Consider the following 25,101-nt stretch of genomic DNA (forward strand, 5'->3'; position numbering starts at 1 on the left):
CGCGTCCCTCACTACCCGGCCCTGCAGCAGGGCCGTTGCCGGTCAGTCCAGTGGAACCACGGCGACCGGGGCGGTGCTGTGGTTGATCACCGCATGCGCGACATGGCCGAGGTGTGGGCCGAGCGGTAGCTTCCTCCGCCTTCGACCGACCGCCAGCAGTCCCGCTCCCCTCGCCGCCTCCGAGAGCCGGGACACGGGAGAGCCGAAGACGGCCTCCGGGGTGACCCGCACATCCGGGTACGTCCGCCGCCACGGCCGCAGCAGCTCGGCCAGGCGCTCCGCCGTGCGCTGCCCGAGCCCCTCGTCGGGGTCCATCGCACCCGAGGACACGTAGCTGGGGGCCGGGCCCCAGCAGTGCAGGACGCGTAGCTCACTGCCCCTGCGGTCGGCCTCGGCGAAGGCGAAACCGAGGAGTGGGTCACTGCGATCCCAGAGCCCGATGCCCGCGACGATCCCTCCTCGGGCGGAGGCGTCCGTGAGGTCCGCCCGTACCAGCACGACCGGTTGCCCGGCCTTCCCGGCGACGGCCTGCGACACCGAGCCGAGCAGGAAGCCGGCGACCTCGCCGAGCGTGCGCGAGCCGAGCACCATCAGGTCCGCCTCATCCGCGGCCCGGCGCAGCGTCTTGGCGGCGGGGCCCAGGTCACAACGGGTAGTCACGGTCAGGAGTGGCCGGCCCTGGCACGCCCGTTCCAAGGCGTCGCGCAGCAGGGCTTCGGACCGCGAGGCCACGGCGAAGGCGAGCTCCCCGGGAGTCTCCCGCGACGCCGTCCAATCCTCTACGTGCAGCAGGCACAGCGGAACATGGCGCAGCGCCGCCTCGTGCGCGGCCCACGCCACTGCCGCGAGGCTTTCGGGTGAGCCGTTCACACCCACCATGACCTGTGCTGTCATGTCACGCCTCGTCGTGGTGCCCGCCGAATCAGGCGTGGTGAGGGCATCGGCGATATCGCCGATGCGCTGCGCTCGTTGATCGTGTCGTTCGGATGCGCCGTCGGCGGCGCCGCGCGGCAACTGGTGCAGCAGCCCGCTTCCTCTGCGCCGACGCCACAACGCAATGCGTTTGCCTCAGGTGACCGTGGCGAACCTGGGTCCGTACTCCAAAATGCCGGGAAGCGCGGCACGCAGCGCACGCCGAAGCGCCTGTCGCACGCCCCATACCGTCAGTCGCAACCCCCACACGGCCAGTCGCCTGCTGATCCGCCAGGTGACAGCGCGACGTCCCCAGCGAGCGAGCCTCCGATGCCTGCTCCTCTTATGTCCGTGCCGCCCCGGGGTGAGCTTCACGACTGTCTCCTGCCCGTTCCGAGGCGATAGACACGCCAAAGCGTCTGCCTGCACATGGGCAGGAGGCGTGCCGCGCTGTGGCGCGAGGCCGACGGTGCCTCGTCGGCGACCAGGAACTGCTCGGCAGCGTCTCCGGCGGCATGACACGGGACACCCGGTAGCCCCGACGTCGTGACGCGGGTGACGGTCGGCCGTCGCCAGGCGCCGGCCCTGCACGCGGACCACGCCACCGGCCTCACCCGCCTCCTGCTGGGGGACGCCGACACGGTCGGCGTCCCTGGCGTCGCGCGCTCGGGATTCGTCGTGGCGACCTCGCCACTGCTCGCCGTCCTCGTGCTCGGCCACCTCGGGTTCCCACCCTGGCAGTACGGCCTCGCGTTCGGGGTGTGCCCTGCGTCGGCGGCTCATCGGATCAGGAGCAGCCTCCTACCTCGTCGCGCCGCCTCGGGCGGCCGCATCGGCCGCCGGGTGTAGCGGTGCCGGACGTGCTGCGGCAGGGGACGCGGGAGCGTCGGGACCGGCGATGCGCGATGCCTGCGGGCAGGCGCAGCCGCGCGTCACGCGCAGACCACCCCGGTGGACGACGTCAGGGAACTGTTGGGCGTGCTGTTGGCCAGTCGGCGGCCGTCCCCACGGTGGGTTCGGCAGCCTCACCGTGGGCGGCCACCTCGACTCTGGCATGCAGGACGTAGGCCAGGCCCGGGTCTTCCAGGCCGTGGTGGAAGTCCGCGTTCGCGCCGTAGCCGGTGTTCGCGACCAGCACGGCCGGCCGGAGGCCGGTCCCGCCGGGTTCGTCGGGCATCTCCGGAGCAGCTGCTGCCACTTGGGCCGGTGACGGTCGATATCGGGGAGGATGCGGCAGCGTTCCCGGCGGCCGACTGCCTCCGGTCCGTCCCAGCCTGCGGGCAGGAACAGCCGCCAGGACAGCGGGCGGGAGGCCGTGTCGGAGGCGACGGCGTGGACACTGACACCGATCGGGGCGGACTAAGGGCTGTCCCGTAATCCCCGGTGGGTCAGCGCACGGCGTCGGATGCGGTGCATCGCAAGACGGAGGGGCGCCCCCATACTGGGCGCATTCGGGCGTTCTTGCGAGGTGCCGTAGCCGGCGTCGTGCGCCCGCCGGGGATCACGGGACAGCCCTTAGCGGCCCGCCCAGCCCAGGCGCGGGACCTGACGTGCCCCAGGACGACCTCGAACTGCAGGGAGTCGGCGGGCTGTCCGGCCGTGATCGCCATCCGCACGTACTTCTGGCGCTGCTCGATCACCCGTACTCCTCGGGCACGTCCGGGTGCGGGAGATCCGGGCGAGACCGCCGAGAGCCTCTCCACCGCACGCCGCGACGGCGGTGATTGTCCCGTTGTCGACGGCTACCTGCGGGATGCGGACGGTTCCTCACGGGTCGTGACGAAGTCAATTCGACACGTAGTAATTAGATGAATCCCTGACTGAATTCCCGTCAACAAGCCAATCCCGTATATCTCGATTTGATAACGACTCCCTCGGGAAGGCCTGGACCAATCGCCTGCGACGCGCGTAACTGGCCTTGTTTTATTGGGTATTGACGGTTCGTCAAATTTGATCGACAGGTAACGGAACGATTTCTCGAAGCCCCCTCCCCTTTGTCCGAATTCTCCGGCGCATTCGTCTGGCAGGCTTCCGCGCACCCAGTAATCCCGATCTCGATTTGAGGTGCCCATGACGGGACGACGCAGACGGCGCGAACACCGCCGGAAACCCCGGCGGTTGATACTCCTCACCGCCGCCACGGCCGCGGCGGCGGTGATAGCCGCCGGCATCGCCTACTCCGGACTCGGCGACGGGGCCCAGGCGGCCGCTCCGGCGGAGGCTGCCGCGGAGTCGTTCTCGCCGGCGGCCGCACCCGCCCGCGACCAGGACCCCGACCCGATCGCCGGCGCGCCCGCCAACGAGAACGACCGCGGCATGGTTTACGACGGCCTCGAGGCCGCGCCGAAGGGCGACCGGTGCGTCGGCGTGTACCGCACGGGCGCCGGACAGTGCAGCCACGGCCCCGACGCCCCGCCCAAGGGCGTGGACATCAAGAAGGACATCGCTCCGGCGGTCCAGGCGAAGGCCCCCGCGGCCGATCCGGCCCGCCCCGCGAGCGACGATCCGTCGACCACGGAAGGCGGCGGGCGTCCTCAGGACGCGCCCGCCGCGGCCGACGCCGGGACCGCCAAGGCCAAGGCCGACGCACCCGCGCCGGCCGCCCCGACGGGCGGTCAGACCGTCGCCGCCGGGCCCGCGGGTCAGACCGTCCAGTGCGACGGCGACGGCAGCACCGGCAACCGCGTCCAGGTCGTGTACGTCCACGGTCCCGGCCGTGACCGCTATTCCGAGTACGTCGCCTCGTTCCGCAAGTGGGCGGCCGACGCCGACCTCATCTACTCGACGAGCGCCCAGGAGACCGGCGGCATCCGCCACATCCGGTACGTCACGGCCGCCGACTGCACCCCGACCGTGCTCAACATCGAGCTCCCGGACTCGGCGCTGTCCGAGTTCAGCGCGACCAACACCGCGCTCGCCGGCAAGGGCCTCGACCGGCGCGACCGCAAGTACATGATCTTCGCGGACACCCAGGTCTACTGCGGCATCGGCACCTTCAACGGCGACGAGCGGCCCGGTCAGGCCAACCTGAGCAACTTCGGCCCCTCCTACGGGCGTACGGACTCCGGCTGCTGGGGCGGTCACACCGCCGCGCACGAACTCGGCCACAACCTGGGCGCGGTCAACAACAGCGCCCCGAACACCAGCCGAGGCGCGCACTGCACGGACGAGTGGGACGTCATGTGCTACTCGGACACCCCGTACTACCCGCAGATGCGCAACGTGTGCACCAACCAGGCGTCCGAGAACATCCTGGACTGCAACCACGACGACTACTTCCACACCAGTCCGAAGGCCGGCAGCTACCTGGCCACGCACTGGAACATCGCCGACAACCAGTTCCTGATGAAGACCAAGGGCGGCAACACCGACCCCGGTCCGAACCCGAACCCGACGCCGACCAATAAGCCGACGCCGACGCCGACGAAGAAGCCCACCGGCGGACCGGCCGTAACCGCGGCCCAGATCCAGTCCGACTCCGTCGTGGTGAGCTGGCCCAAGGTCGAGGGCGCCGCCTGGTACCAGGTCCTGCTGAACGGCAAGCACCTGACCTGGGTCCAGTCCCAGGCCCTGCGCATCTACAACCTCCAGCCCGGTACGGCGTACACGGTCGCCGTCTCGGTCCGCGACGGCTCCGGCCGCGACACCGGACCCGGCAAGGCCGCGTCCTTCCGTACGACGGGCGCGGGCGGCGGTACGACCACGCCCGGTACCCGCTACCTGCTCGGCAACGGCAGCACCGGCATGAACGCAGAGGTGTGGGGCGGCCGCGGCGCCGACGGCACCGTGCTCGTCGGTGCGCGTGCCAACGGATACGCCCAGCAGCAGTGGTACTTCGACGACGCGGGCAACGGTCAGGTCCGCATCCGGTCCGCGGTCTCCGGCAAGTGCCTGCAGCCGGGCGGTACCCCGGCCGCCGGCATGTGGGTCGCGCAGCAGCCCTGCGGCTCGGGCGGTGCGCAGGCCTGGAAGCTGACGACCCGCGGTGGCTCGGTGAGCGTCACGGACCCGAGCGGCGGCTTCGCCCTGACCGTGAGCAACCGCCCGTACTACGGGAACTGGCTGCTCGACCTGCAGCGGGCTGACGGCCGCGCGGCGCAGGCCTGGACGGTACAGAAGTCCGGCTGACCGACCGGTCGACCGACGGACGGGCATGCAGCCCCGACGTCCTGAGCCCACCCCGGCGGACGGTCGCACCACGCGGCCGTCCGCCGGCCCCTCACCCCAGTCACCCGGAGCACCGCCACCATGCGCAAGAGAATCGCCTTCCCCGCCCTGCCGGCCGCACTCGGCCTCATGTTCCTGTCCCCCGTCGCGGCCCACGCCCACGGTGACACCGTGAAGGTGGTGGTGACCGGACAGCGGGGCGGCCATGTCACCGCGGACATCACGTGGGAGAACGACAAGGACGCCGTCGACGAGGCGGTCGCCGCCACGGTGAACGCCGTCAGTGCCGACGGCTCCCGCTCGCTCGGGGCCTGGCGCCTCGTCCGCGACCCCGCCGCGTCACCCGCCGGCTGGACCACGGCCGAGGTACTGCCTCCGGGGGCCTGGAAGGTCACCGTCGACGTAGGCTTCCCCGCCCTTGGACACGGTGAACTCGACCTCGCCGTCCCCGTGGTGGACCCGGCGCCCACGGCCGGCACGCCCACGGCCGGCACGCCGACGCCCAGCGCCCCCGCACCCGGCTCCTCGGCGTCCGGCGACCCGTCTCCCGCGGCGACTCCGACGGCCGCTGCCGCGCAGCCCGCCTCCGCCTCCCCCTCTCCGGCGCAGGCGCCGCCCGCCAAGGCCTCGGACGACGCCGTCTGGTGGACGACGGCGGGCGTGGCGGCTACGGCCCTGGCCGGCGCGGCCGGGGGCCTCCTGATACGCCGCCGACGGGTGCAGCGGGCCCGTTCCGGCGGCCGGACGACCTGACGGCACAATTCCCCGTATGGACATCACTGCGCAGGGGCTCAACCGGGCCACGCTCGCCCGGCAACTGCTGCTGGAGCGCGAGTCGCTCGGCGTCGAGGATGCGGTGCGGCGGGTGGTCGCCCTCCAGGCCCAGCAGCCCGCCTCGCCGTACATCGCGCTGTGGAACCGGCTGAGCGGCTTCGACCCGGCCGGCCTCGACGCGGCCGTGACCGGTCACCGGACGGTCAAGGCGACGCTGATGCGGCTCACCCTGCACACGGTCCACGCCGAGGACTACCGGACCTTCCGCGAGGCGATGGAGCCGACGCTGCGCGGCTCCAGGCTCGGCGACTCGCGCTTCACGGCATCCGGGCTCACCGCCGACGACGCCGGCGTACTGGTCGGGGATCTGCTGCGGTACGCCGACCTGCCGCGGACCGCCGCCGAGATCGGGGGCTGGCTCGCCCAGCGGCTGGGCGCACCGATGGAGCCGGGCGCCCAACGGATGCTGCGGCAGTACGCGCCGCTGTGGCACGCCCGCACGGGAGGGCCCTGGTCCTTCGAGACCCGGCCCTCGTACGTCGCGGCGGGCACGCTGCCCGTGCTCGCCGACCCCGATGTCGCCGCCGGCGGTCTGCAGTGCCTGATCCGCCGCTACCTGGAGGGCTTCGGGCCGGCGTCGGTGGCGGACATGGCGCAGTTCGCGCTGGTCCAGCGGGCCCGGGTCAAAGCGGCGGTGGGCGCGGTGGCCGAGGAGCTCGAACAACTGGAAGGCCCCGACGGCACGGTGCTGTACGACGTCCCGGGCGCGCCACGGCCGGCCGGGGACACTCCCGCCCCGCCCCGGCTGATGGCGATGTGGGACAGCATCCTGCTGGCCTACGCCGACCGCGGCCGCGTCATACCTCCCGCCTACCGCAAGCACGTGACCCGCGTGAACGGCGACGTGCTGCCCACGCTGCTGGTCGACGGCTACGTCGCCGGCGTCTGGCGTCCCGTCGACGGCGGAATCGAGGCCACCGCCTTCCACCCCCTCTCCGGCCGCGCCTGGGCGGGTCTGGCCGCGGAGGCCAGGTCCCTCGTCGCGTTCCTCGCCGCCCGGGACCCCAAGGTCTACGGGCGCTACGGCCATTGGTGGGCCAAGGGGCTGCCGGGCGCCGAAACCCGGCTGCTCCCGGGTGACTGAGCACGGATCGTACGGCGTGGCGGTGAGGAGAACCCCGACGGCCTCGCGAGCGTCACCAAGGTCATGAAGGTCAAGACCGCCCCCGCACCGACGGCCCCCCGCGAGCGCCGGGTCCTGCCCCGCGCCCGCCGCTCCGGCCGCCGTGGCCGGATCGTCGCCGCCCTGGCCGTACTGACGTCCCTGTCGATGCTGCTCCACGGCTGGATCCCGAATCGGATCGCGAACTTCGGCAGCTTCGTCCAGACCTTCCTGCCTTGGACCGGCGCAGCCGTCGTCCTGCTCCTGGCCGCCGCTCTCCTGCGCCGCTCCCGCGTCGCGCTGATCGCCGTCCTGCTGCCCGCGCTCACCTGGGCGGCGCTCCACGGCAGCACCTTCCTCGACCGGGGCGACGCACGGGCGGCGGACCTCACCGTCGTCACCCACAACGTGGACGACGTGAACCCCGACCCTGCCGGTACCGCCCGCGCCCTGGCCGCCTCCGGCGCCCAGCTGATCGCCCTGGAAGAGCTGACCGAGCCCGCCGTCCACCAGTACGAACAGATACTGGCCGAGACCCACCCGTACCACGTGGTGGAGGGCACGGTCGGGCTGTGGAGCACCTACCCCCTGCGCGACACCGCCCCGGTGGCGATCATGCCGTGGACCCGCGCCCTGCGAGCCACCGCCGACACCCCCGCCGGCCCGCTCACCGTGTACGTTGCCCATCTCCCTTCCGTACGCGTACGCCTGGGTTCGGGTTTCACCACCGAGCGCCGCAACGCGGCCGCGGGACGGCTCGCCGCTGAGCTGGCCGCCGCCCCGGCCGGCCGCACGCTCCTGGTCGGGGACTTCAACGGCACCACCGACGACCGGGCCCTCGCTCCGGTGATGGGCCGCTTCCGCTCCGCCCATGACGCGGCGGGCGCGGGCTTCGGCTTCACCTGGCCCAAGACGTTTCCCGTCGCCCGCATCGACCAGATCCTGGTCCGGGACCTCACCCCGGTGTCGGCGTGGACCCTGCCGGCCACCCCCAGCGACCACCTGCCCGTGGCGGCCTCGTTGCGGTTCTGACGAGCGGGGGCGACACGGTCGGCCCGCTCACCCGCAGGGGCACTCCGCAGGGGCACTCCGCAGGGCTTACCCTCCGAACCGCGTGAGGCGCGGTGCGTCCCCGTACGCACGGGTCCGGACGAGCACCCTCAGCATCCCGGCTCCCGCGACCACCGCGGCCAGCTGCAGGACCATCGCGACGGCGACCTCCTCCGGCGGGACGACACCGTCGGGGTGGGTCAGCCCCACGATCAGCGTGAGCGGCAGTTTCCAGCCGCTCCACGCGAACAGCGAGCCGGAGCCGATCCAGCCGAGTGCCATCGGGATCACGCGGGGCAGCCGCGCGGGCCGGGCCCGGGCCAGCGCCCAGACCGCTGCGGCACCGACGAGCGCCCAGAGCGCGCCCAACCCGGTCAGCATGTACCAGCGGGTGTCCCGGTTGCCTGGCTGCGCGATCCCCAGGGTGCCGCCGGCCGTCCAGTACAGCCAGGCGAGCCCGACCACGGCCGCGACGACGGCCGCCCACGGCCGCGTGGCGGGCGGCCGGTCGCCGACGCGCCCGGTGAACACGTCCGGCCAGCGGCGCCGCATGTGGGCGGGGAACGCGAGGGCGAGACCCAGCCCCGTTCCTATGAAGCCGAACTGGGCCAGCGCGCCCTCCCAGTCGGGCATCTCATCGGCGCCCCCCGCGCCGCCCCCGGCCCCGCCGGCTCCGTCAGCCCCACTGTCCAACAGCGGGGACAGCGCGGCGTACGGCAGGATGGACACGAGGAACCCGGCCCCCGCCCAGGCGACGAACGCCACCAGCCATCCCGGTATGCGCATCCCCCAGGGCCGCACCAGCGCGAGCGCGAGGGTGATCCCGATGACCGCCATGCCTATGGTCACGGTGTTCAGGAGTACCCATCCGGCCGGAGTGAAGCCGACTCCGACCGATATCACCCCGGCCAGGGAGCCGATCACCCACCACACCTTGATCAGCAGATAGGGCATCAGTGCGACCGCAGCCCCGTACCCCCCTGCCCGCCCCCATCGCTCCCAGCGGTCCATCCGCTTCCCCCTTCCACGAGAGTTCCAGTCTCCGGGGGCACGGCGCCCACCGGCCTCCCCCGCTGGAGCGATCCGCCTCCCCCACGCGGGGGAGCCCGGACCGGCCTCACCGGGGACCGGCGTCCGACCGGCGTCCGACCTGCGGCTACCCCGCCGAGCCGTCTCCCGCCGTCCTGAACGGATCGAGGCGCCGGCGCCGCCGGCTGATCGAGCCGGGGTCCCAGCCCGGACGCGGGACGGACGCCAACAGCAGCCGGGTGTACGGGTGTTCGGGCCTGGCCAGCAGTTCGGCGACGGGCCCGTGTTCCATGGTCCGCCCCCGGTACATGACGAGCGCCTCGTCGCAGACGTAGCGGACCACGGCCAGGTCGTGGCTGACGAAGACCAGCCCGATGCCCGTGTCGCGCCGGATGTCCGCCAGCAGGTTGAGCACCTGCGCCTGCACGGACACGTCCAGGGCGGACACCGCCTCGTCGAGCACGAGGACGGCGGGTTCGACCGCCAGCGCCCGGGCGATCGCGGCACGTTGGCGCTGCCCGCCGGAGAGCCGCCGGGGCAGGGCGTCCGCCTCCCGGTCGCCGAGGCCGACCTGGGCCAGCAGCTCCCGGACCCGGGCCGCCCGCACCGCGGGGTCGCGCCAGCCGTGCAGCCGGAGCACGCCGTCGACGGTCGCGCCGATACCGATCCGGGCGTCCAAGGAGAGGTAGGGGTCCTGGAAGACGATCTGCACGGCCTTGGCCCGGGCCAGTCGGGCCGCCCTCCCCCGTACCGACGCGGCGAGCGGCCCGCCCTGTACGAGGATCTCTCCCGCGTCGGGCCGTTCGAGGCCGATCAGCATCCGCGCCGTGGTGGTCTTCCCGGAACCGGACTCGCCGACGATGCCGAGCGCTCCGCCCGCAGGCAGGGAGAACGACAGGTCGTCGACCGCGACGACCTCCGTCCCGCCCGTGCGATAGGTCTTGCGCAGGCCGGTCACCCGGAGAAGCTCCCCGGTGGTGGGCTCGGTGGTCAACTTTCCTCCCTGCTGGGCTGGATGGAGCCGACGAGCTCGGCGGCGCGGTGGCAGGCGACCTCGGCCGGCCCCATCGGTCGCAGCGCCGGCGGAGACTGGTCGCAGCGACCCGGCTCGGCGAACCGGCAGCGCGGTGCGAAGGCGCAGCCCGGCGCGGACTCCAGCAGTCCCATCGGGGCGCCGGGGATCGGGGTCAGCCGCCCGGTAGGGCCGTCGAGGGGCGGCGAGGAGCCGAGCAGCCCCGCGGTGTAGGGGTGCCGGGGGGAGGCGAAGAGTTCCGCGACGGGCGCCGTCTCCACGATCCGGCCGGCGTACATCACGTAGATCCGGTCGCTGACCGCGGCCGCGAGTTCGATGTCGTGGGTGATGAGGAGCAGCCCGAGTCCGCGTTCGCGCTGCAGTCGCCCCAGGATGGCGAGGATCTCCGCCTGGGTGCTGACGTCGAGGGCGGTGGTGGGTTCGTCGCACAGCAGCAGCCGGGGTTCGGCGGTGAGGGCCGCGGCGATCACGACGCGCTGGAGCATGCCGCCGGAGAGCTCGTGCGGGTACTGCTCCAGGTGCCGGAGGGGGTCGGGCAGGCCCACCGCGCCGAGCAGTTCGACGGCCCTGGCGTCGGCCCGGGCCTTGGACCAGCCGTGGACCAGGCGCAGCGGCTCGGTGAGGAAGTCCCCTATGCGGCGTACCGGGTTGATGGCCGCCCGGGGGTCCTGGTAGATCATCGCCGCCTTGTTCGTCCGTACCTCGCGCAGTCTCGCGGGGTCGGCCCCGACCAGGTCGATGCCGTCGACGCGGACCCGGCCGCCGGCTTCGGCGCCCGCGGGGAAGAGACCGAGCGCGGCGCGGGCAGTGACGGACTTCCCCGAGCCGGATTCCCCGACGAGGGCGACGATCTCCCCGGCGGAGACCCGCAGTTCGATGCAGTCGAGGATCGGGCGGGCCATCGAAGGGAGGCTGACGGTGAGTCCGTCGTACGCGAGCAGTGGCGTTTCGTGCACGGTCATCAGGAGTCCCTCCCCGCGAGCCGGTCGCCGAGGTCTTCCCCGACGACGTTGAAGGCGACGACCACGAGGACGACGGCCACGGCCGGCACCACCGCGGACAGCGGCCGGCCCTGGAGTACGGCGGCCTGCCCCTGGTTGATCATGGCGCCCCAGTCGGGGGTCGGCGGCTGTACGCCCAGCCCCAGGAAGGAGAGGGCAGCGAGGTCGAGCAGGGCGTAACCGAAGTTCACCGTCGACTGGGCGAGCAGGGTCGGGGCGATGTTGGGCAGCATCCTGCGCACGGTGACGTACAGGGCGGAGTGGCCCTGTACCTGGTAGGCGGCGACGTAGGGCCGGGCCTTCTCCTGTACGGCGAGGCCGCGCACCAGGCGTGCGGTGTACGGCATGTAGGCGATCGCCATGGCGAGCACGGGCGCCGTCATCCCCTTGCCGAACAGGGCCACCGCGAGGATCGCCAGCAGCAGGGCGGGGAAGGCGAAGACCACGTCGAGCACCCGGCCGGCCAGGGTGTCGACCCAGCCGCCCCGCCATCCTGTGAACAGGCCGACGGCGATGCCGACGACGGTGGAGAACACCACGACCGCGAGGGGGCCGGCGAGGCTGGTGCGCGCACCGGCGATCAGCGCCGAGAAGGTGTCGTGGCCGCCCTGGTCGGTGCCCAGCCAATGGCCGGCGCTCGGGCCCAGGAGGCTGTCGCCGAGCTGCCCGAAGGTGGGGTCCTGGGGAGCGAGCCAGGGTGCGAGCAGCGCGACGAGGGCGAACAGGACGAGGAGCATCAGGCAGGCCCGCTGGAGCCGGCTGCCGCCGAGGGTCCGCAGCCGGGCGAGGCTCCCGAGCCGAGTGCGGGTGCGAGTGCGGGTGCGGGGCCCGGGGCGGGGACCGCCGGGCGCGGCGGGTGTCAGGATCGGCGCGCTCATCGTGCGCTCCCCGCCGCCGCCATGCGCGGGTCGATCAGCGGATGCACCAGGTCGACGAGGGCGTTGACCACGACGAACGCGGCCACCACGAGCAGCACGATGGCCTGGACGACTTGGAAGTCCAGCTGGTCCACGGACTGGACCAGCAGGGAGCCCACTCCGGACATGCCGAAGGCGGTTTCCACGATGGCGGTGCTCACCAGCATCCCCGAGACCAGGAGCGCGGAGACCGTCACGATCGGCCCCAGCGCGTTGCGCAGCACGTGGCGCCGGATCACCGTCCGCCGCGGTGTTCCGCGGCTGAGGGCGACCTCGACGTGCTCGCGGCCCAGTTCGTCGATCATCGCCGAGCGGGTCACGCGGGTGACCAGCGCCATGAACGTCACGGACAGGGCCGCTGCCGGAAGGATCACGTGGTGCAGCCGGTCCAGTACGCCGGTGCCGTTCCCGATCGTGGGGAACCAGCCGAGCTGCACGCCCAGTACGGAGCGCAGCAGCAGCGCGGCGACGAAGGCGGGCGCGGCGGCGCCCACCGTCACCAGGAGCATCAGGGAGCGGTCGGTGCGGGTCCCCCTGCGCAGCGCGCCGACCACGCCGGCGGCGACGCCGACCACGGCGATCATCAGGGCGGACGTCCCGATGAGCAGCAGGGACGGGGGAAGCCGGGACCAGATGACCGAGCCGACGTCCTGGTGGAAGAGGTAGGACCGGCCGAAGTCGCCCCGCAGCACCCCTTCGAGCCAGTGACCGTAGCGGACGAGGAAGGGGTCGTCGAAGCCGTACTGCCTGCGGATCTCGGCGAGTTCCTGCGGGCTGGGGCTGCGCCCCTTCACCAGGAAGCTCGCCGGGTCCCCGGGCGCCAGGAACAGTGAGGAGAACACGAGGAAGGAGGTGACCAGCAGGGTCGCCGCCATTGCGGCGAGCTTGCGCAGGACCCGGACGGCGCGCGCCGCCGCGGCCGTCATCCCTTGGCTCCGATCTCGGCCGCCCACGGGTAGTAGAGGTAGGCGATGGACGGCTGGACGCCGGTGATGCGCTTGCCGAGGAAGACGCTCACGGGCTGGGTGTACAGGGGCAGCCACGGCAGGTCCCGCATGGCGACGGCCTGGGCCTCGGCGTTGGCCTTGGCGTGCTCGGCCGGGTCGTACGCCGCGATGGCACGGTCCAGGGCGGCGTCGAACTGCGGGTCGGACCAGTTGCCGTAGTTGCTGAACGCGCCGGTCTGCAGCGATCCGTACATGTCGAGCGGGTCGGTGATGGACGTGTACCAGAAGGTGAGGAACAGGTCGATGCCCTCGCGTGCGGCCGGGTCGGTGAAGAGGGTCGAGTACTTCTCCGCGGAGACGGAGTCGATCTGCGGCTTCAGTCCGATGGCCGTGGCGGCCTGGGCGACGGCCTGGGTGATGATCGTCGTCTGGGAGTCCAGCGGGCTGGTCGCGATCACGATCTTCTGGCCGGAGACTCCGGCCTCGGCGGCGAGTGCCTTCGCCTTGGCCGGGTCGTAGGGGTACTTGGGCAGGTCCTTGCGCAGCCCGTCGCGCATCTCGGCCGGCGCATCGCCCCAGAGGTTGTCGGTGACGAGGGAGTCGGCGACCTCGCCGACCCCGCCGGCTCCGGCCTTGACGATGCCCTTGCGGTCGATGGCCATGAGCAGGGCGCGGCGCACCCGGGGGTCGCCGAGGGGGCCCTTGAGGTTGCCGACGACCTCGTCGGCGACCGTGGTGTTGCGGCCGAAGTAGAGCGTGCCGGCCTGGCTCGCGCGCAGTCCCGCGTACGCGTTGGGCGGGACCATCCAGCCGCCGTCGACCTCGCCGCTCTGGAAGGCGTTGACGCGGGTGGTCGGGTCGGCGAGGAAGACGAACTTCACCTGGCCGGACTTGGCCTTGAGCTCCGCGTTCCAGTAGTCGTCGAACCGCTTGAGCGTCAGCGACTGGCCGGAGGTCCAGGAGGCGAAGGAGAAGGGGCCGGTGCAGTTCACGCCGGTCTGCGGATTGCCGTAGTCCTGGCCGGCCTTGGCGAGGGTGGCGGCGGACTCGATCGTGCCGGGGCTCGCGGCGAGGTACTTGTTGAAGGTGGAGTCGGGCTTCGCCAGGGTGACGGTGACTTCCATGGCTCCGGTCCGGTCGACCGAGGTGACGTTCCGGAAGGGGTAGGCCCAGACGCTGGCCGTCTGCGGGTCGAGGTTGCGGCGCAGTGAGGCCACGACGTCGTCGGCGGTGAGCTCGGTCCCGTCGTGGAAGCGCACGCCGGGGCGGATCTGGTAGACCCAGGTGGTGGGGGTGGGGTTGGTGTACGAGGCCGCGAGGTTCGGCGAGGTCGTCAGGTCGGGGTTCCAGCGGAGCAGGCTCTCGCAGACGTTGGCGAGGATCTGGTTCGGCGGGTAGTCGAACGCCTGGGCGTAGTCGATGGTGGTCGGCTCGGCGAAGATCGACCAGGTGAACGAGTCCACATTGCCGGCGGGGGCGGCCGTGCGGTCCGTGAGCCGGTAGCCGGTGGCACCGTCCGCCCCCTTGTTCGCGGTACCGCTGCACGCGCTCGTGATGAGCACCGCGCTCGCCGCGAGCACGGCGGCCGCGGCCGAGCGGAGCCGGCGGATCCGGTGGCGTCGGGGCGATCCTGTTCGCGGCGATCCCGTTCGGGGTGATGACATCGTCTGGCTCCCTGAGGGGTGAGCTGGGTGAGGTAGGTGGTGCCCGGCCGGCTGCGGTTCCGGCGGTTCAGCTGGTGGCGGCGAAGACGAGCTCGCCGTCGATGTAGGTGCGGCTCACCCTGGCCTCGGCGATCTCCTCGGAGGGGTGGGCGAAGGGATCCCGGTCGAGGACGACGAGGTCCGCGTACTTGCCCGCCTCGACGGTGCCGGTGACGTCGTCCAGGTGGTTGGCCCAGGCACTGCCGGCGGTGTAGGCGGTGAGGGCCTGGGAGAGGGTCAGCGCCTGCTCGGGGAAGAACGGCGGGCAGGGCTGGTGGCTCCCGGCGGCGTTGGGCGCCTCGTCCGGTACGGCCCGGTTGACGGCGACGTGGATGCCCCACAGCGGGTTGGGGCTGCTCACCGACCAGTCGCTGCCGGCGACCAGGCGGGCTCCGGCCCGCTGGAGGTCACCGAACGGATACTGCAGGGCGGCGCGCTCGGGGCCCAGGAAGGGGATCGTCAGCTCGTCCATCTGCGGTTCGTGCGCGGCCCACAGGGCCTGGATGTTGGCGGCCGCGCCCAGGCTCGCGAAGCGGCCTATGTCGTCGGGGTGGACGATCTGCAGGTGGGCGAGGTGGTGCCGGTTGTCGTTGGCGCCGTTGGCGTCACGGGCCGCGGTGAGGGCGTCGAGCACCTCGCGGACGGCTCGGTCGCCGAGCGCGTGGAAGTGGAGCTGGAAGCCCGAGCGGTCGAGCCGGGACACCGCCTCGGTGAGCAACTGCGGATCGATGAAGCTGAGTCCGGAGTTCCCGGTGGCGCAGCCGCAGCCGTCGAGGTAGGGCTCCAGCATGCCCGCCGTGAAGTTCTCGGCGATCCCGTCCTGCATGATCTTCACGCTGGTTGCGTTGAAGCGGCCCACCCGGCCGGTGCGGCGGCGCTCCTCCAGGTCGGGGATCTGCTCCAGGCCGCGTTCGCGGTCCCACCACAGGGCGCCGACGACGCGTGCGCGCAGAGCTCCCTCGCGTGCGGCGCGCAGGTAGACGCCGAAGTTGTCGGGGTTGCCGGGGAAGGCGCCGATCATGGCGTCCTGCCAGCTGGTCACGCCGAGGGAGAAGAGGTGCTCCTGCGCGGCGAGCAGGCCGGCGTGCGACTCGTCGGCCGTCGCGATGGGCGCGTGGCGGGTGACCAGGTCGACGGCGCCTTCCTGGAGGGTGCCGGCCGGGGTTCCGTCGGCCTCCCGCTCGATCCTGCCGTCCGGCGGGTCGGGGGTGGTGCGGTCGACGCCCGCGAGGTGGAAGGCACGGGTGTTGGCCCAGGCGCCGTGGCCGTCGCGGTTGGTGAGTACGACGGGCCGGTCCGGTACGACCGCGTCGAGCATGGCGCGGGTGGGCGTGCCCCCGGGGAAGACGTCCATCGACCAGCCGCCGCCGCGGATCCAGGACGCGTCCGGATGGTCCTTGGCGTACGCGGCCACCACGGCCAGGTAGCCGTCGATGGTCCGCTCCTCGGCCAGGTCGCAGCCGAGCATCTGGACACCGGCCACGACGGGGTGGACGTGGGCGTCCTGGAACCCGGGGAGGAGGAGGCCGCCGGCCAGGTCGACGACCTCGGTGGAACTGTCCGCGAGCGAGCGCACGGTGCTCGCGTCGGCGACGGCGAGGATCCGGCCTTTCGCCACGGCGACGGCGGCGTCGACCGGGGCGGACGAGGTCCCGGTGAAGACCCGCCCTCCGATGAAGACGGTGTCGGCCCGCTGCTTGACCGGCTGCCCTGTGTTGCCCATCGACGCATCCTCCGGCTCTGCGGGACGGACCCGCACGGCTTGTGTTGAGGAGGAGTGAACGGGAGCGCAACATTGTTGTCAACGGTGTTGCGCTCCCTCTGTTCCAAATCGATACACTGGCCGCACCATGCCGAAGTCATCCGACACACCCGCCCGGTCCAAGCGCGCGGGCAGCCAGCTCACACCCGACGCGATCATCGAAGCCAGCCTGCGGATCGCCGCTCGCGGCAGCGAGGACGCCTTCACCGTCCGCCGACTCGGCGAGGAACTCGGCGCCGACCCCACAGCGATCTACCGGCACTTCCGCGACAAGGACGAACTGCTGCTCTCCGTCGCCGACCGCACGCTCGGCGAGGTCCTCGACAGCATCCCCGAGGGCCTCGACTGGAAGGACCGGCTGCGCGCCCTCGCGGACGGCTCCCTGGAGGTCGCGCTCAAGTACCCGGTGGTCGGCTCGACCATGGCCAGCCGGACGACCCGCAGACCCAACGAGTTCCGGGTCGTCGAGCTCATCATCGGAGCCGTCATGGAGGCCGGCCTCGACGGGGCGGAAGCAGCCGTCCACTACCGGATGGTCGGCGACTCGCTCCTCGCGTACGTCGGCCAGCGCGCCGCCTACCTGCTGTTCGACGCGGAGGTCCGGGAAGCCGACGAGTCCTCCTGGAGCCGCGAGTACCGCCTGGTCGACCCGCAGGGATTCCCCCACATCACCCGACTGAGCAGCCAGCTGGCCGAGGTGACGGACGAGCAGATCTTCCGGGTCCGGGTCGAGGCCCTGATCACCGCGATCGAGACACGGGTCGAGACTCTGCGCGGCGCGTAGCCCCCGGTGTGGCCGGGTTGATCCCGAATCCCGTCAGGGATGCGGCCGGCTGTTCACCTGCACCCGCTGCGGGCACGAGGACCACGCCGACCACAATGCCTCGGTCGAGATCGAGGCCCGAGCCCGCCGGACGGGCCCGCCGGTCACCTCGGCCGGCTCAGCCCGACGGGGTGAGCCGGTCCCACAGGAAGGTGTGCACCAGGGCCTCGTTGAAGGCGGTCTGCGCGTGGTCGGTGGCGCCTGCGTGGCCGCCGCCGAGGTGCTCGTGGAACAGGACGGGATGCCCGTACTCGCGCAGCCGGGCGGCCATCTTGCGGGCGTGACCGGGGTGGACGCGGTCGTCGCGGGTCGAGGTGAGCAGCAGCAGCGGCGGGTACGGGGCCCCCTCGGCCCGGACCTGGTGGTACGGGGAGATCCGCTCCAGGTGGGGCCGGTCGGCCGGGCTGTCCGGGTCCCCGTACTCGGCGATCCAGCTGGCGCCGGCCAGCAGCTTGTGGAAGCGGAGCATGTCCAGCAGCGGCACGTGGGCGACGACCGCGCCGAACAGCTCGGGGTCGCGGGTGAGCATGGCCCCCATGAGGAGGCCGCCGTTGCTGCCGCCCTCGATGCCCAGCTGGGCGGGGGTGGTGATGTCCCGGGCGACGAGGTCCCGGGCGACGGCGGCGAAGTCCTCGTACGCGCGGACCCGGTTCGCGCCCAAAGCCGCCTTGTGCCAGCTCGGCCCGTACTCGTGCCCGCCGCGGATGCCCGCGACGACGTAGGTGCCGCCGCGCGCGAGCCAGGCCCGGCCGGTGACCGCGCTGTACTGAGGGACCATGGAGATCTCGAAGCCGCCGTACCCGTACAGCAGGGTGGGACCGGGGCCCGGGCGGTCCTCGGGACCGACGACGAAGTAGGGCACCCGCGTGCCGTCCGCGGAGGCCGCGAAGTACTGGCGTACGGCCAGACCTGCGGTGTCGAACAGCGCAGGGCCCTGCTTGACGCTCTCGCTGTCGCGGCCGGCGGTGCCCCGGTAGAGGGTGGAAGGCTGGAGGAAGCCGGTGACGTTCAGGAAGTACTCGTCGCTCACGTCCGGATCGGTGCAGGTGACGGAGGCCGTGGACAGCGGCGGTACGCCCGGCAGCGGTGCGCGGCTCCAGCCGTCGGGGCCGGGGGTGAGCAGCTCCATCCGGGAGGAGACGTCGGCGCGGGTGGTGAGGACGAGGTGGTGGCGGGTCCAGCTGTAGCCGCCGAGCGCGGTGTGCTCGTCCGGGGCGAACAGCACCTCGGCCTCCCGCTCCCCCGCCAAGAAGGCGTCGAAGCCGAAGGCGAGCAGGGCGCCCGCGGGGTGGCCGAGCCACGGGGACTTCGTGGTCACGGTCAGCCAGTTCCGGTACACGGAGGCGCTCGCGTCGTCCGGCACGTCGATCTTCAGCAGCGGGCCGTCCGTGCCGTCGGTCCGCGCCGGGAGGAGGAACAGCTCCTGGTTCCAGAAGTCGATCTGGCGGTGCACGAAGTCCCGCTCGAAGCCGGGCGTGTCGTCACGCCAGGCGGTGGCGGACAGGTCCGAGGGGCGGCCCTCGTAGACCAGTTCCGCCTCGGCGAGCGGCGTGCCGCGCCGCCAGCGGCGCACCTGGAGCGGGTAGCCGGACCCGGACATCGTGCCGGGACCGAAGTCCGTCCCGATCCAGACCCGGTCGCGGTCGATCCACCCGACCCGGGTCTTGGCCTCCGCGACCTCGAACCCGCCCTCGACGAACTGCAGGGTTTCAAGGTCGAACTCGCGCACCACGCAGGCGTCCGCGCCGTCCCGCGACAGCATGACCAGGGCGTGGCGGTGCTCGGGGGCCAGGACGCTGCTCCCCGCCCAGGCCCACTTCTCCCCCTCGGCCTCGGCCAGGGCGTCCAGGTCCAGGACCGGCTCCCAGGCGGGCCGGTCCTTGCGGTACTCCTCCAGCGTGGTGCGCCGCCAGAGTCCGCGGACGTGATCGGCGTCCTGCCAGAAGTTGTAGAGGTGGCCGCCCCGGCGGGTGACGTAGGGGATCCGGCCGTCGTCGTCGAGGACCTCGCGGATCCCGCGCTCCAGCTCCTTGAACCCGGGCACCTCGGCCAGCGCGGCCACGGTTTCGTCGTTGCGCTCGCGCACCCAGTCGAGGGCCGCCTCGCCCGAGATGTCTTCCAGCCAGAGATACGGGTCTTCATCGCTCATCCGCCGATTGTGCAGGACGCGGACCCCTGGTCAGGAAACGTCAGGAACCGTCGGCCACCCCGGGGCGGGCACGTCGCAGCGCGGTGTGCACCGACCAGATCACCGAGACCAGAGGTACGGCGACGACCGCGCCCACCACTCCGGCCGCGATGGCGCCCGCGGCCACCGAGATCGCCACCACCAGGGGGTGCAGCCGGACCGCCCAGCTCATCACCAGCGGATGCAGCACGTGCCCCTCGATCTGGCCGATGACCACGATCAGCGCGATCACCACACCCGCGATGAGCGGCCCCTTCGCGGCCAGGGCGATCACCGCGGCTACCGCGAGCGCGACCGGCGAGCCGACGAGGGGGACGAAGGCCGCGAGGAACTCCAGCAGCGCCAGCGGTACGGCCAGCGGGACCCCGAGGAGGAACAGGGCCACGCCGACGAGGATGGCGTTCGTCGCCGCGATCAGCACGATCCCGTGGGTGTAGCCGGTGAACGTGACCCATGCCGCGCGGCCGCCGACCCTCATGGGCTCGCGCGCCGCGGCGGGCAGCTGCGCGCAGAACCACGACCACTGGCGCTCTCCGCCGTGCAGGAAGAGGACGGCGGAGAAGACGGCCAGTGCCAGGACGGCGACGACCCGCACCAGCTGTCCGGCTCCGCTGAGCGCCGTATTGAGCAGGGTCGAACGGTGGCTCGACAGGAACGCGCCGATGCGGGACTGGATGTCCTCCAGCGCTCCGGGATTCAGCCGGAAGGGGGGCCTCTCCAGCCACTTCTCGATGCTGCCGAGGCCCTCGCGGAACTCCCGGACCAAGGTCGTGCTCTCCCCCGCCACCGCCTCGCCCACCAGCGCCAGCACGCCCATCAGCAGCACCACGCTGCCGAGCAGGCAGACGGCGACCGCCAGCGACCGGGGCAGTGAGCGTGCCAGCCAACGGGTGGGGCTCGCGAGCAGCGCCGTGATGACGAGGCCGAGGAAGAGCGCCACGGTGATCTCGTGGAACCGCCCCAGTACGGCGAAGATCGCGTAGACGGCGGCGCCGACGACCAGCAGGCGCCAGGCGTACGACGCGGCCGTACGCAAGGAGGACGACACCGGCGGCATGACCCCATGGGTGCCACGGCGGAGCCCCGATGGCACGCGCGCTGCCCCGGATTCGCCCGTCCGGGGCGGATTAATCCGTTGCCGGGGCCTTCGCGACCGCCGACGATGGCACGTCGTGAGTACTTCCCGATGGGCCTCGGTCCTGCCCGATCTCGCTCCCTGGCGGACCAGCCGGGACTTCCGGCTGCTGTTCGTCCAGGGGACGGTCACGTTCTTCGGCTCGTTCATGGCGATGATCGCGCTGCCGCTGCAGATCAAGCACCTGACGGACTCGCCGCTGGCGGTGGGCGCGATGGGCGCGGTGGAACTGGTTCCGCTGGTGGTCTGCGGGCTGTACGGGGGCGCCCTCGCCGACGCCGTCGACCGGCGCCGGCTGATCCTGCTGACCGAGGCCGGTCTCGGGGTGCTCGCACTGGTCCTGCTGGTGAACGCGGTGCTGCCGAGCCCGATGCTGTGGCCGCTGTACGTGGTGGCGGCCGGTGTGTCGGCGCTGACCGGGCTGCAGCGGCCCGCCCTGGACTCGCTGATGGCCCGGATCGTGCCGCACGACCAGCTGACCGCCGCTGCCGCGCTGGGCGGGCTGCGCTACCAGTTCGGCGCGATCGCCGGTCCGGCGCTGGCGGGTCTGGTCGTCGCGTACGCCGGCTACGCCCCGGCCTACTGCGTCACCGTCGCGGGCTTCCTCGTCTCCGTACTGCTGTGCGTCCGGCTCGCACCGGCTCCGCCCGTGCGGGGCGCCGAGCGTCCCTCGCTGCGCGCGATCGCCGAGGGCGCGCGGTACGCGTGGAGCCGTCCGGTGCTGCTCGGCACCTACGCCGTCGACCTCGCGGCGATGCTCTTCGCGTTCCCGAACGCGATCTTCCCGTTCCTCGCGGACGAGCTCGACGCCGTGTGGGCGCTGGGGTTCATGTACGCGGCGGGCGCGGTCGGCTCGCTGGTGCTGGGGCTGACCAGCGGCTGGGTGTCGCGGGTACGCCGGCACGGGCTGCTGGTGGTGTGCGGCGCCGCGGTCTGGGGCCTGGCGATCGCGGCCGCGGGCTGGTCCACCGGCATCTGGCCGGTGCTGCTGTGCCTCGCGGTGGCGGGCGCGGGCGACATGCTGAGCGGACTGGGCCGGGCCACGATCTGGAACCAGACGATCCCCGAGGAGCTGCGGGGCCGTCTCGCCGGCATCGAGGTGCTCTCGTACAGCGTCGGCCCGCAACTCGGTCAGGTCCGGGCCGGCACGATGGCCGGGTGGACCGGCACCCGGGCGGCCTTCTGGAGCGGCGGTCTGGCCTGCGTGGCGTCGGTGGCCGCACTGGCGGCGCTGCTGCCGAAGCTGATCTCCTACGACGCGGACACCGACGAGGACGCACTGCGCCGCCGGGCGGCCCAGGAGGAACGGTCCCGGGCGGCCGCGGCCGCGGGGTGAGGTCCTGATCCGGCGGCGCTACGGCCAGGGCACCTCCGGCGTGCGGGAGTACCGCACGCCCATGGCGTCCAGCCGCGGGCCCTGCGCCGCCAGCCGCTCCCGGTACGCGTCCCAGTCCAGGGCGGCGGCCGGTGACCAGCCGAGTTCGGCGACGCCGAGGACCCGCTGGAACTGCTCGTACTCCGGCGGCGCCGCCACGCCCAGGACCGCCTGGCGCGGCACGCCGGGCAGGCAGTCGCCCGGGTCCCACTCGTACGCGCGCCGCACGGACACCGCCCGGTCGGCGGGCGACAGGATCACCCGGGCTCCCGCACGCACCGCCTGTGCGAGCTTCGCACGCTCCGCCGGGCTCGCCCCCTCGCGCCTCGCGTACATCACCACGGCGCTCCCCGCGGCCTGGCGCGGCTCCGGGACGACCTCCATGTAGCGGCCGCGCGCGAGGCTGACCAGTTCCCGGTACTCGTCCCCGGTCCAGACGCCTCGCGTACGCAGCACGTTGATCTTGTAGAGGGCGAGCTGGTCCACGTACCGCTCCAGCCGCGCGACACCGCCGCCCCCGGGACGCACGGCCTCGACCGTCGCGGCCCGGTGGGCGAAGCGCGGCGTGTCGGTGACCGAGCCGCCCGCCACCGTCCACGGCGCGCCGCCCACGGGCAGGAGCTGACGGAGGGTCTGGGTGCCGCGGAACAGTCCTGCCGGCCGGAAGGCGGTGACGACGACCCCGTCGTCGTCGGACTGGAGCCGGTAGCCCTCCTCGCCGAAGCTTCCCGCGTACGGGTCCAGGCGCAGGCGGATGCCGTCCGTGCCCGCTCCGGCGTCGGTCTCCTGGACCGGCAGCGGCAGGCGGGCGGTGCGGCGCCAGGCGGCGGCGAGCTGTTCGCCGATGGCGCGGACCTCGCCGGAGCCGGCGGTCGTGCGGATCACCGTGCGCGGTCCGAGCGTGTAGCCGGGGCCGCCGGGTGCGATGGCGGCCGGCGCCGGGACGATCCGCCGGTACGGAGCCGGTTCGGTCCGTCGGACGGGGCCGGCGGAGTCCAAGTGGTGGGCGGCGGGGGCGGAAGAGGCCGCGACGGCCGCGCAGAGCAGCAGGCCACCGAGAGCGCCGAAGGCGACGGGGAGCTTCATCCGACCAGGAATAGGCGAGTTCGACCGGTTTCGCCGGAATGAGCGTCCGGGACGGGCGGAGCCCATCCGAAAGGACGCCGCCGAGGCCGGGCGCAGGAGGCCGGGCGCAGGAGTGCGCGCGGCCGGGCGCCGGGCGCTGACCCCTCCGCGGCCGCTACCTTCGCCTGATGATGCCGACCCGTCGTGGCGCCCTGGCGCTGCTGGCCGCCGGACTGCCCGCGCCGGCGCCCGCTCCCCCGGTCCCGCTGCGCGTCGTCTCGTACAACATCCACCCGGGCGCCGGCGCCGACGGGGTCTTCGACCTGGACCGGCAGGCAGCAGCTCTGCGCTCCCTGCGCGCCGATGTCATCGGGCTGCAGGAGGTCGACGTCCGCTGGGGTGCCCGCAGCCGGTGGCTCGACGTGGCCCACGAACTCGGCGGGCGACTGGGCATGGGTGCCTCCTTCGCCCCGATCTACCGCATCGGCGACCGGGAGTTCGGGGTGGCCGTGCTGTCCGGGTTCCGCGTTCTGGCCGCCGCGAACCACCGCATCACCAGGCTGTCCACGCAGGCCCCCGGGCCGGGGCGGCCCGCCCCGGCGCCCGCGTCGGGCTTCGGGGAGGTCCTCCTGCGGGTACGGGACGTACCGCTGCGCGTGTTCGTCACCCACCTCGACCACCGCGCCGATCCCTCCGTACGGGCGGCGCAGGTGGCCGAGATGCGGCAGATCATGCGGCGCGGGCCGGAGCCGAAGATCCTCCTGGGAGACTTCAACGCGCCGCCGTCAGCGCCCGAACTGGCCCCGCTGTGGCGCGAGCTGACGGACGCGGACCCGGGCGGGTTCACATATCCCGCCCGCGAACCGGTCGAACGGATCGACTACGTGGCCGTGTCGGCGGGCGTGCGGGTGCGCGCCGCGACGGTCGCCGAAACCCTCGCCTCCGACCACCGCCCGGTCGTCGCCGACCTGCGACTGGGGGGCCGGCCCCGGCGGTGATGACCGCGCCGAGGAACGTGCTGACGCCTCAGGGGAGCGGGACGCCCCTGGCGGTGATCCAGAGTTCGTACCACTCCTCGTGCGTGAGGTCGGGCTCGCGCACCGCCGCGTCCCGGCAGGCGCGGATCCGGTCGGGCCTGGCGGTGCCTATGACCGGCGCGATGCCGGCGGGGTGCCGGCCCAGCCACCACAGCAGGACCGACTCGGGCGTCGTGTCCTTGCGCCGGGCCAGCTCGTCCAGCAGCCGCGCGGTGGCCCGTTCGGCCGGCGTCTGCTGGCGGCCGGTGAACCGTCCCTGCGCCAGCGCTCCCCAGGCCTGGAGGCGGATGCCGTGGTCACGGCAGTGTTCCAGCGTCCCGAACGGGAACCCGTTGGCCGCGTACTCGGGAGTATTGAGCACGACCCCGGCTTCGACCCAGTCCCGGCTGTGCAGGCTCATCTCCATCTGGTTCGCCACCAGCGGTACGTCGAGCCGGGCCTGGAGGTGGGCGATCTGCGCGGCTCCCATGTTGGACACGCCGAAGTGCCGCACGAGGCCCTGCCGGTGCAGGGACATCAGCGCCGACGCGACCGAGTCGACGTCGGCCAGGGGGTCGGGCCGGTGCAGGAGGAGAACGTCGATCACATCGGTCCGCAGCCGGATCAGGCTCTCCTCCACGCGCCGCGTGATGCTCTGCCCGCGCAGGTCGTACATGCCCGGACGGTCCTCGCCTTCCAGGCGGATCCCGCATTTGGTCTGGATCGTGACGCGTTCGCGCAGCCCCGGCGTCCGTGCGAGCACCTCGCCGAAGACGGCTTCGGCCTTCCCGTGCCGGTAGATGTCGGCATGGTCGAAGGCGGTGATCCCGCTGTCGAGGGCCGCCTCGATCGCCGCCTCGGCGGCATCGATGTCCCTGGGCCCGTACGGACCGGGCTCCCAGCTCCCGCCCAGCCCCATGCACCCGTACAGCACCCGGTCACCGCTCACGGCCGCAGCCTCCTTCGTCACCACGCCCCCACCCTATGCACTCGCCGTCGGCGGCGAGCCGTCCAGGGGCCCTGCCGGCACACCCGATGCACC

At 72.8% G+C, this 25,101-nt stretch carries 21 protein-coding genes and 1 pseudogene; 8 read left to right on the plus strand and 14 right to left on the minus strand.

Annotation, left to right across the window (positions count from 1 at the left end; all coding sequences use genetic code 11):
• Positions 1–42: 42 nt before the first annotated feature.
• Positions 43–894, minus strand: coding sequence for a universal stress protein (locus ACFYOB_RS24420; protein ID WP_388562726.1), 852 nt, complete (start codon positions 892–894; stop codon positions 43–45).
• 564 nt (positions 895–1,458) lie between these two features.
• Between ACFYOB_RS24420 and ACFYOB_RS24425 the strand changes: the two genes are divergently transcribed.
• The gene (locus ACFYOB_RS24425; RefSeq protein WP_388562728.1) at positions 1,459–1,761 is read left to right on the plus strand and encodes a hypothetical protein; all 303 of its coding nucleotides are present in this window, start codon (positions 1,459–1,461) and stop codon (positions 1,759–1,761) included.
• 112 nt (positions 1,762–1,873) lie between these two features.
• Here ACFYOB_RS24425 and ACFYOB_RS24430 read toward each other — a convergent pair whose 3' ends face one another.
• Both ACFYOB_RS24430 and ACFYOB_RS24435 read right to left on the minus strand, forming a co-directional pair.
• Positions 1,874–2,089, minus strand: coding sequence for a hypothetical protein (locus ACFYOB_RS24430; protein ID WP_388562730.1), 216 nt, complete (start codon positions 2,087–2,089; stop codon positions 1,874–1,876).
• 65 nt (positions 2,090–2,154) lie between these two features.
• Positions 2,155–2,262, minus strand: a pseudogene (locus tag ACFYOB_RS24435) (hypothetical protein); the annotation flags it as partial.
• 768 nt (positions 2,263–3,030) lie between these two features.
• On the opposite strand from ACFYOB_RS24435, the gene ACFYOB_RS24440 reads away from it, so the two are divergent.
• From ACFYOB_RS24440 to ACFYOB_RS24455, 4 genes are all read left to right on the plus strand, one after another.
• Positions 3,031–5,040, plus strand: a complete 2,010-nt coding sequence (locus ACFYOB_RS24440; RefSeq protein ID WP_388562732.1) for an RICIN domain-containing protein — start codon at positions 3,031–3,033, stop codon at positions 5,038–5,040.
• A 120-nt stretch (positions 5,041–5,160) separates the two neighbouring features.
• Complete coding sequence (locus tag ACFYOB_RS24445) at positions 5,161–5,832, plus strand: hypothetical protein (protein WP_388562734.1); 672 nt, start codon at positions 5,161–5,163, stop codon at positions 5,830–5,832.
• Positions 5,833–5,848: 16 nt separating this feature from the next.
• Positions 5,849–6,997, plus strand: coding sequence for a winged helix DNA-binding domain-containing protein (locus ACFYOB_RS24450; RefSeq protein WP_388562736.1), 1,149 nt, complete (start codon positions 5,849–5,851; stop codon positions 6,995–6,997).
• A gap of 63 nt (positions 6,998–7,060) precedes the next feature.
• Positions 7,061–8,047: an endonuclease/exonuclease/phosphatase family protein gene (locus tag ACFYOB_RS24455; RefSeq protein ID WP_388562738.1), complete on the plus strand. Its 987-nt coding sequence runs from the start codon at positions 7,061–7,063 to the stop codon at positions 8,045–8,047.
• 66 nt (positions 8,048–8,113) lie between these two features.
• On the opposite strand, the gene ACFYOB_RS24460 is transcribed toward ACFYOB_RS24455, so the two are convergent.
• From ACFYOB_RS24460 to ACFYOB_RS24490, 7 genes are all read right to left on the minus strand, one after another.
• Positions 8,114–9,019: a hypothetical protein gene (locus ACFYOB_RS24460; protein WP_388562740.1), complete on the minus strand. Its 906-nt coding sequence runs from the start codon at positions 9,017–9,019 to the stop codon at positions 8,114–8,116.
• 202 nt (positions 9,020–9,221) lie between these two features.
• On the minus strand, positions 9,222–10,088 hold the full coding sequence (locus tag ACFYOB_RS24465) for an ABC transporter ATP-binding protein (protein ID WP_388562742.1): 867 nt from the start codon (positions 10,086–10,088) through the stop codon (positions 9,222–9,224).
• A complete protein-coding gene (locus ACFYOB_RS24470; RefSeq protein ID WP_388562744.1) occupies positions 10,085–11,089 on the minus strand; it encodes an ABC transporter ATP-binding protein in 1,005 nt (334 codons plus the stop codon). The genes ACFYOB_RS24465 and ACFYOB_RS24470 overlap by 4 nt, the downstream gene beginning before the upstream one ends.
• Complete coding sequence (locus tag ACFYOB_RS24475) at positions 11,089–12,006, minus strand: ABC transporter permease (protein WP_388562746.1); 918 nt, start codon at positions 12,004–12,006, stop codon at positions 11,089–11,091. The genes ACFYOB_RS24470 and ACFYOB_RS24475 overlap by 1 nt, the downstream gene beginning before the upstream one ends.
• The gene (locus tag ACFYOB_RS24480) at positions 12,003–12,971 is read right to left on the minus strand and encodes an ABC transporter permease (RefSeq protein WP_388562748.1); all 969 of its coding nucleotides are present in this window, start codon (positions 12,969–12,971) and stop codon (positions 12,003–12,005) included. Before ACFYOB_RS24480 ends, ACFYOB_RS24475 begins: the two co-directional genes overlap by 4 nt.
• Positions 12,968–14,656 carry an ABC transporter substrate-binding protein gene (locus ACFYOB_RS24485; RefSeq protein ID WP_388562750.1) on the minus strand — a complete coding sequence of 563 codons (1,689 nt, stop codon included), beginning with the start codon at positions 14,654–14,656 and terminating at the stop codon, positions 12,968–12,970. Before ACFYOB_RS24485 ends, ACFYOB_RS24480 begins: the two co-directional genes overlap by 4 nt.
• A 67-nt stretch (positions 14,657–14,723) precedes the next feature.
• On the minus strand, positions 14,724–16,418 hold the full coding sequence (locus ACFYOB_RS24490) for an amidohydrolase (RefSeq protein WP_388562752.1): 1,695 nt from the start codon (positions 16,416–16,418) through the stop codon (positions 14,724–14,726).
• A 127-nt stretch (positions 16,419–16,545) separates the two neighbouring features.
• Here ACFYOB_RS24490 and ACFYOB_RS24495 point away from each other — a divergent pair, with 127 nt between their 5' ends.
• Entirely contained in the window at positions 16,546–17,241 is a 696-nt protein-coding gene (locus ACFYOB_RS24495; RefSeq protein WP_388562754.1) for a TetR/AcrR family transcriptional regulator, read from the plus strand.
• Positions 17,242–17,398: 157 nt separating this feature from the next.
• Here ACFYOB_RS24495 and ACFYOB_RS24500 read toward each other — a convergent pair whose 3' ends face one another.
• Both ACFYOB_RS24500 and ACFYOB_RS24505 read right to left on the minus strand, forming a co-directional pair.
• Positions 17,399–19,429 carry a prolyl oligopeptidase family protein gene (locus tag ACFYOB_RS24500; RefSeq protein WP_388562756.1) on the minus strand — a complete coding sequence of 677 codons (2,031 nt, stop codon included), beginning with the start codon at positions 19,427–19,429 and terminating at the stop codon, positions 17,399–17,401.
• 40 nt (positions 19,430–19,469) lie between these two features.
• A complete protein-coding gene (locus ACFYOB_RS24505; protein ID WP_388562758.1) occupies positions 19,470–20,525 on the minus strand; it encodes an AI-2E family transporter in 1,056 nt (351 codons plus the stop codon).
• A gap of 115 nt (positions 20,526–20,640) precedes the next feature.
• Here ACFYOB_RS24505 and ACFYOB_RS24510 point away from each other — a divergent pair, with 115 nt between their 5' ends.
• Entirely contained in the window at positions 20,641–21,939 is a 1,299-nt protein-coding gene (locus ACFYOB_RS24510) for an MFS transporter (RefSeq protein ID WP_388562760.1), read from the plus strand.
• Positions 21,940–21,957: 18 nt separating this feature from the next.
• On the opposite strand, the gene ACFYOB_RS24515 is transcribed toward ACFYOB_RS24510, so the two are convergent.
• Positions 21,958–23,064, minus strand: a complete 1,107-nt coding sequence (locus ACFYOB_RS24515) for a glycoside hydrolase family 20 zincin-like fold domain-containing protein (RefSeq protein WP_388562762.1) — start codon at positions 23,062–23,064, stop codon at positions 21,958–21,960.
• Between the two features lie 167 nt (positions 23,065–23,231).
• Between ACFYOB_RS24515 and ACFYOB_RS24520 the strand changes: the two genes are divergently transcribed.
• Positions 23,232–24,041: an endonuclease/exonuclease/phosphatase family protein gene (locus ACFYOB_RS24520; RefSeq protein WP_388562764.1), complete on the plus strand. Its 810-nt coding sequence runs from the start codon at positions 23,232–23,234 to the stop codon at positions 24,039–24,041.
• Between the two features lie 28 nt (positions 24,042–24,069).
• On the opposite strand, the gene ACFYOB_RS24525 is transcribed toward ACFYOB_RS24520, so the two are convergent.
• Complete coding sequence (locus tag ACFYOB_RS24525; RefSeq protein WP_388562766.1) at positions 24,070–25,032, minus strand: aldo/keto reductase family oxidoreductase; 963 nt, start codon at positions 25,030–25,032, stop codon at positions 24,070–24,072.
• Between the last annotated feature and the right edge of the window lie 69 nt (positions 25,033–25,101).

It is taken from the genome of Streptomyces sp. NPDC006463 (assembly GCF_042870715.1).
GTDB lineage: Bacteria > Actinomycetota > Actinomycetes > Streptomycetales > Streptomycetaceae > Streptomyces.

Excerpts from the sequence above, each read along its gene's own strand:
- ACFYOB_RS24495 (WP_388562754.1), top strand. The coding sequence starts at position 16,546 with ATGCCGAAGTCATCCGACACACCCGCCCGGTCCAAGCGCGCGGGCAGC.
- ACFYOB_RS24505 (WP_388562758.1), bottom strand. The coding sequence starts at position 20,525 with ATGCCGCCGGTGTCGTCCTCCTTGCGTACGGCCGCGTCGTACGCCTGG.
- ACFYOB_RS24490 (WP_388562752.1), bottom strand. The coding sequence starts at position 16,418 with ATGGGCAACACAGGGCAGCCGGTCAAGCAGCGGGCCGACACCGTCTTC.
- ACFYOB_RS24500 (WP_388562756.1), bottom strand. The coding sequence starts at position 19,429 with ATGAGCGATGAAGACCCGTATCTCTGGCTGGAAGACATCTCGGGCGAG.
- ACFYOB_RS24430 (WP_388562730.1), bottom strand. The coding sequence starts at position 2,089 with ATGCCCGACGAACCCGGCGGGACCGGCCTCCGGCCGGCCGTGCTGGTC.
- ACFYOB_RS24455 (WP_388562738.1), top strand. The coding sequence starts at position 7,061 with ATGAAGGTCAAGACCGCCCCCGCACCGACGGCCCCCCGCGAGCGCCGG.
- ACFYOB_RS24460 (WP_388562740.1), bottom strand. The coding sequence starts at position 9,019 with ATGCCCTATCTGCTGATCAAGGTGTGGTGGGTGATCGGCTCCCTGGCC.
- ACFYOB_RS24520 (WP_388562764.1), top strand. The coding sequence starts at position 23,232 with ATGATGCCGACCCGTCGTGGCGCCCTGGCGCTGCTGGCCGCCGGACTG.
- ACFYOB_RS24445 (WP_388562734.1), top strand. The coding sequence starts at position 5,161 with ATGCGCAAGAGAATCGCCTTCCCCGCCCTGCCGGCCGCACTCGGCCTC.
- ACFYOB_RS24470 (WP_388562744.1), bottom strand. The coding sequence starts at position 11,089 with ATGACCGTGCACGAAACGCCACTGCTCGCGTACGACGGACTCACCGTC.
- ACFYOB_RS24480 (WP_388562748.1), bottom strand. The coding sequence starts at position 12,971 with ATGACGGCCGCGGCGGCGCGCGCCGTCCGGGTCCTGCGCAAGCTCGCC.
- ACFYOB_RS24420 (WP_388562726.1), bottom strand. The coding sequence starts at position 894 with ATGACAGCACAGGTCATGGTGGGTGTGAACGGCTCACCCGAAAGCCTC.
- ACFYOB_RS24485 (WP_388562750.1), bottom strand. The coding sequence starts at position 14,656 with ATGTCATCACCCCGAACGGGATCGCCGCGAACAGGATCGCCCCGACGC.
- ACFYOB_RS24450 (WP_388562736.1), top strand. The coding sequence starts at position 5,849 with ATGGACATCACTGCGCAGGGGCTCAACCGGGCCACGCTCGCCCGGCAA.
- ACFYOB_RS24475 (WP_388562746.1), bottom strand. The coding sequence starts at position 12,006 with ATGAGCGCGCCGATCCTGACACCCGCCGCGCCCGGCGGTCCCCGCCCC.
- ACFYOB_RS24515 (WP_388562762.1), bottom strand. The coding sequence starts at position 23,064 with ATGAAGCTCCCCGTCGCCTTCGGCGCTCTCGGTGGCCTGCTGCTCTGC.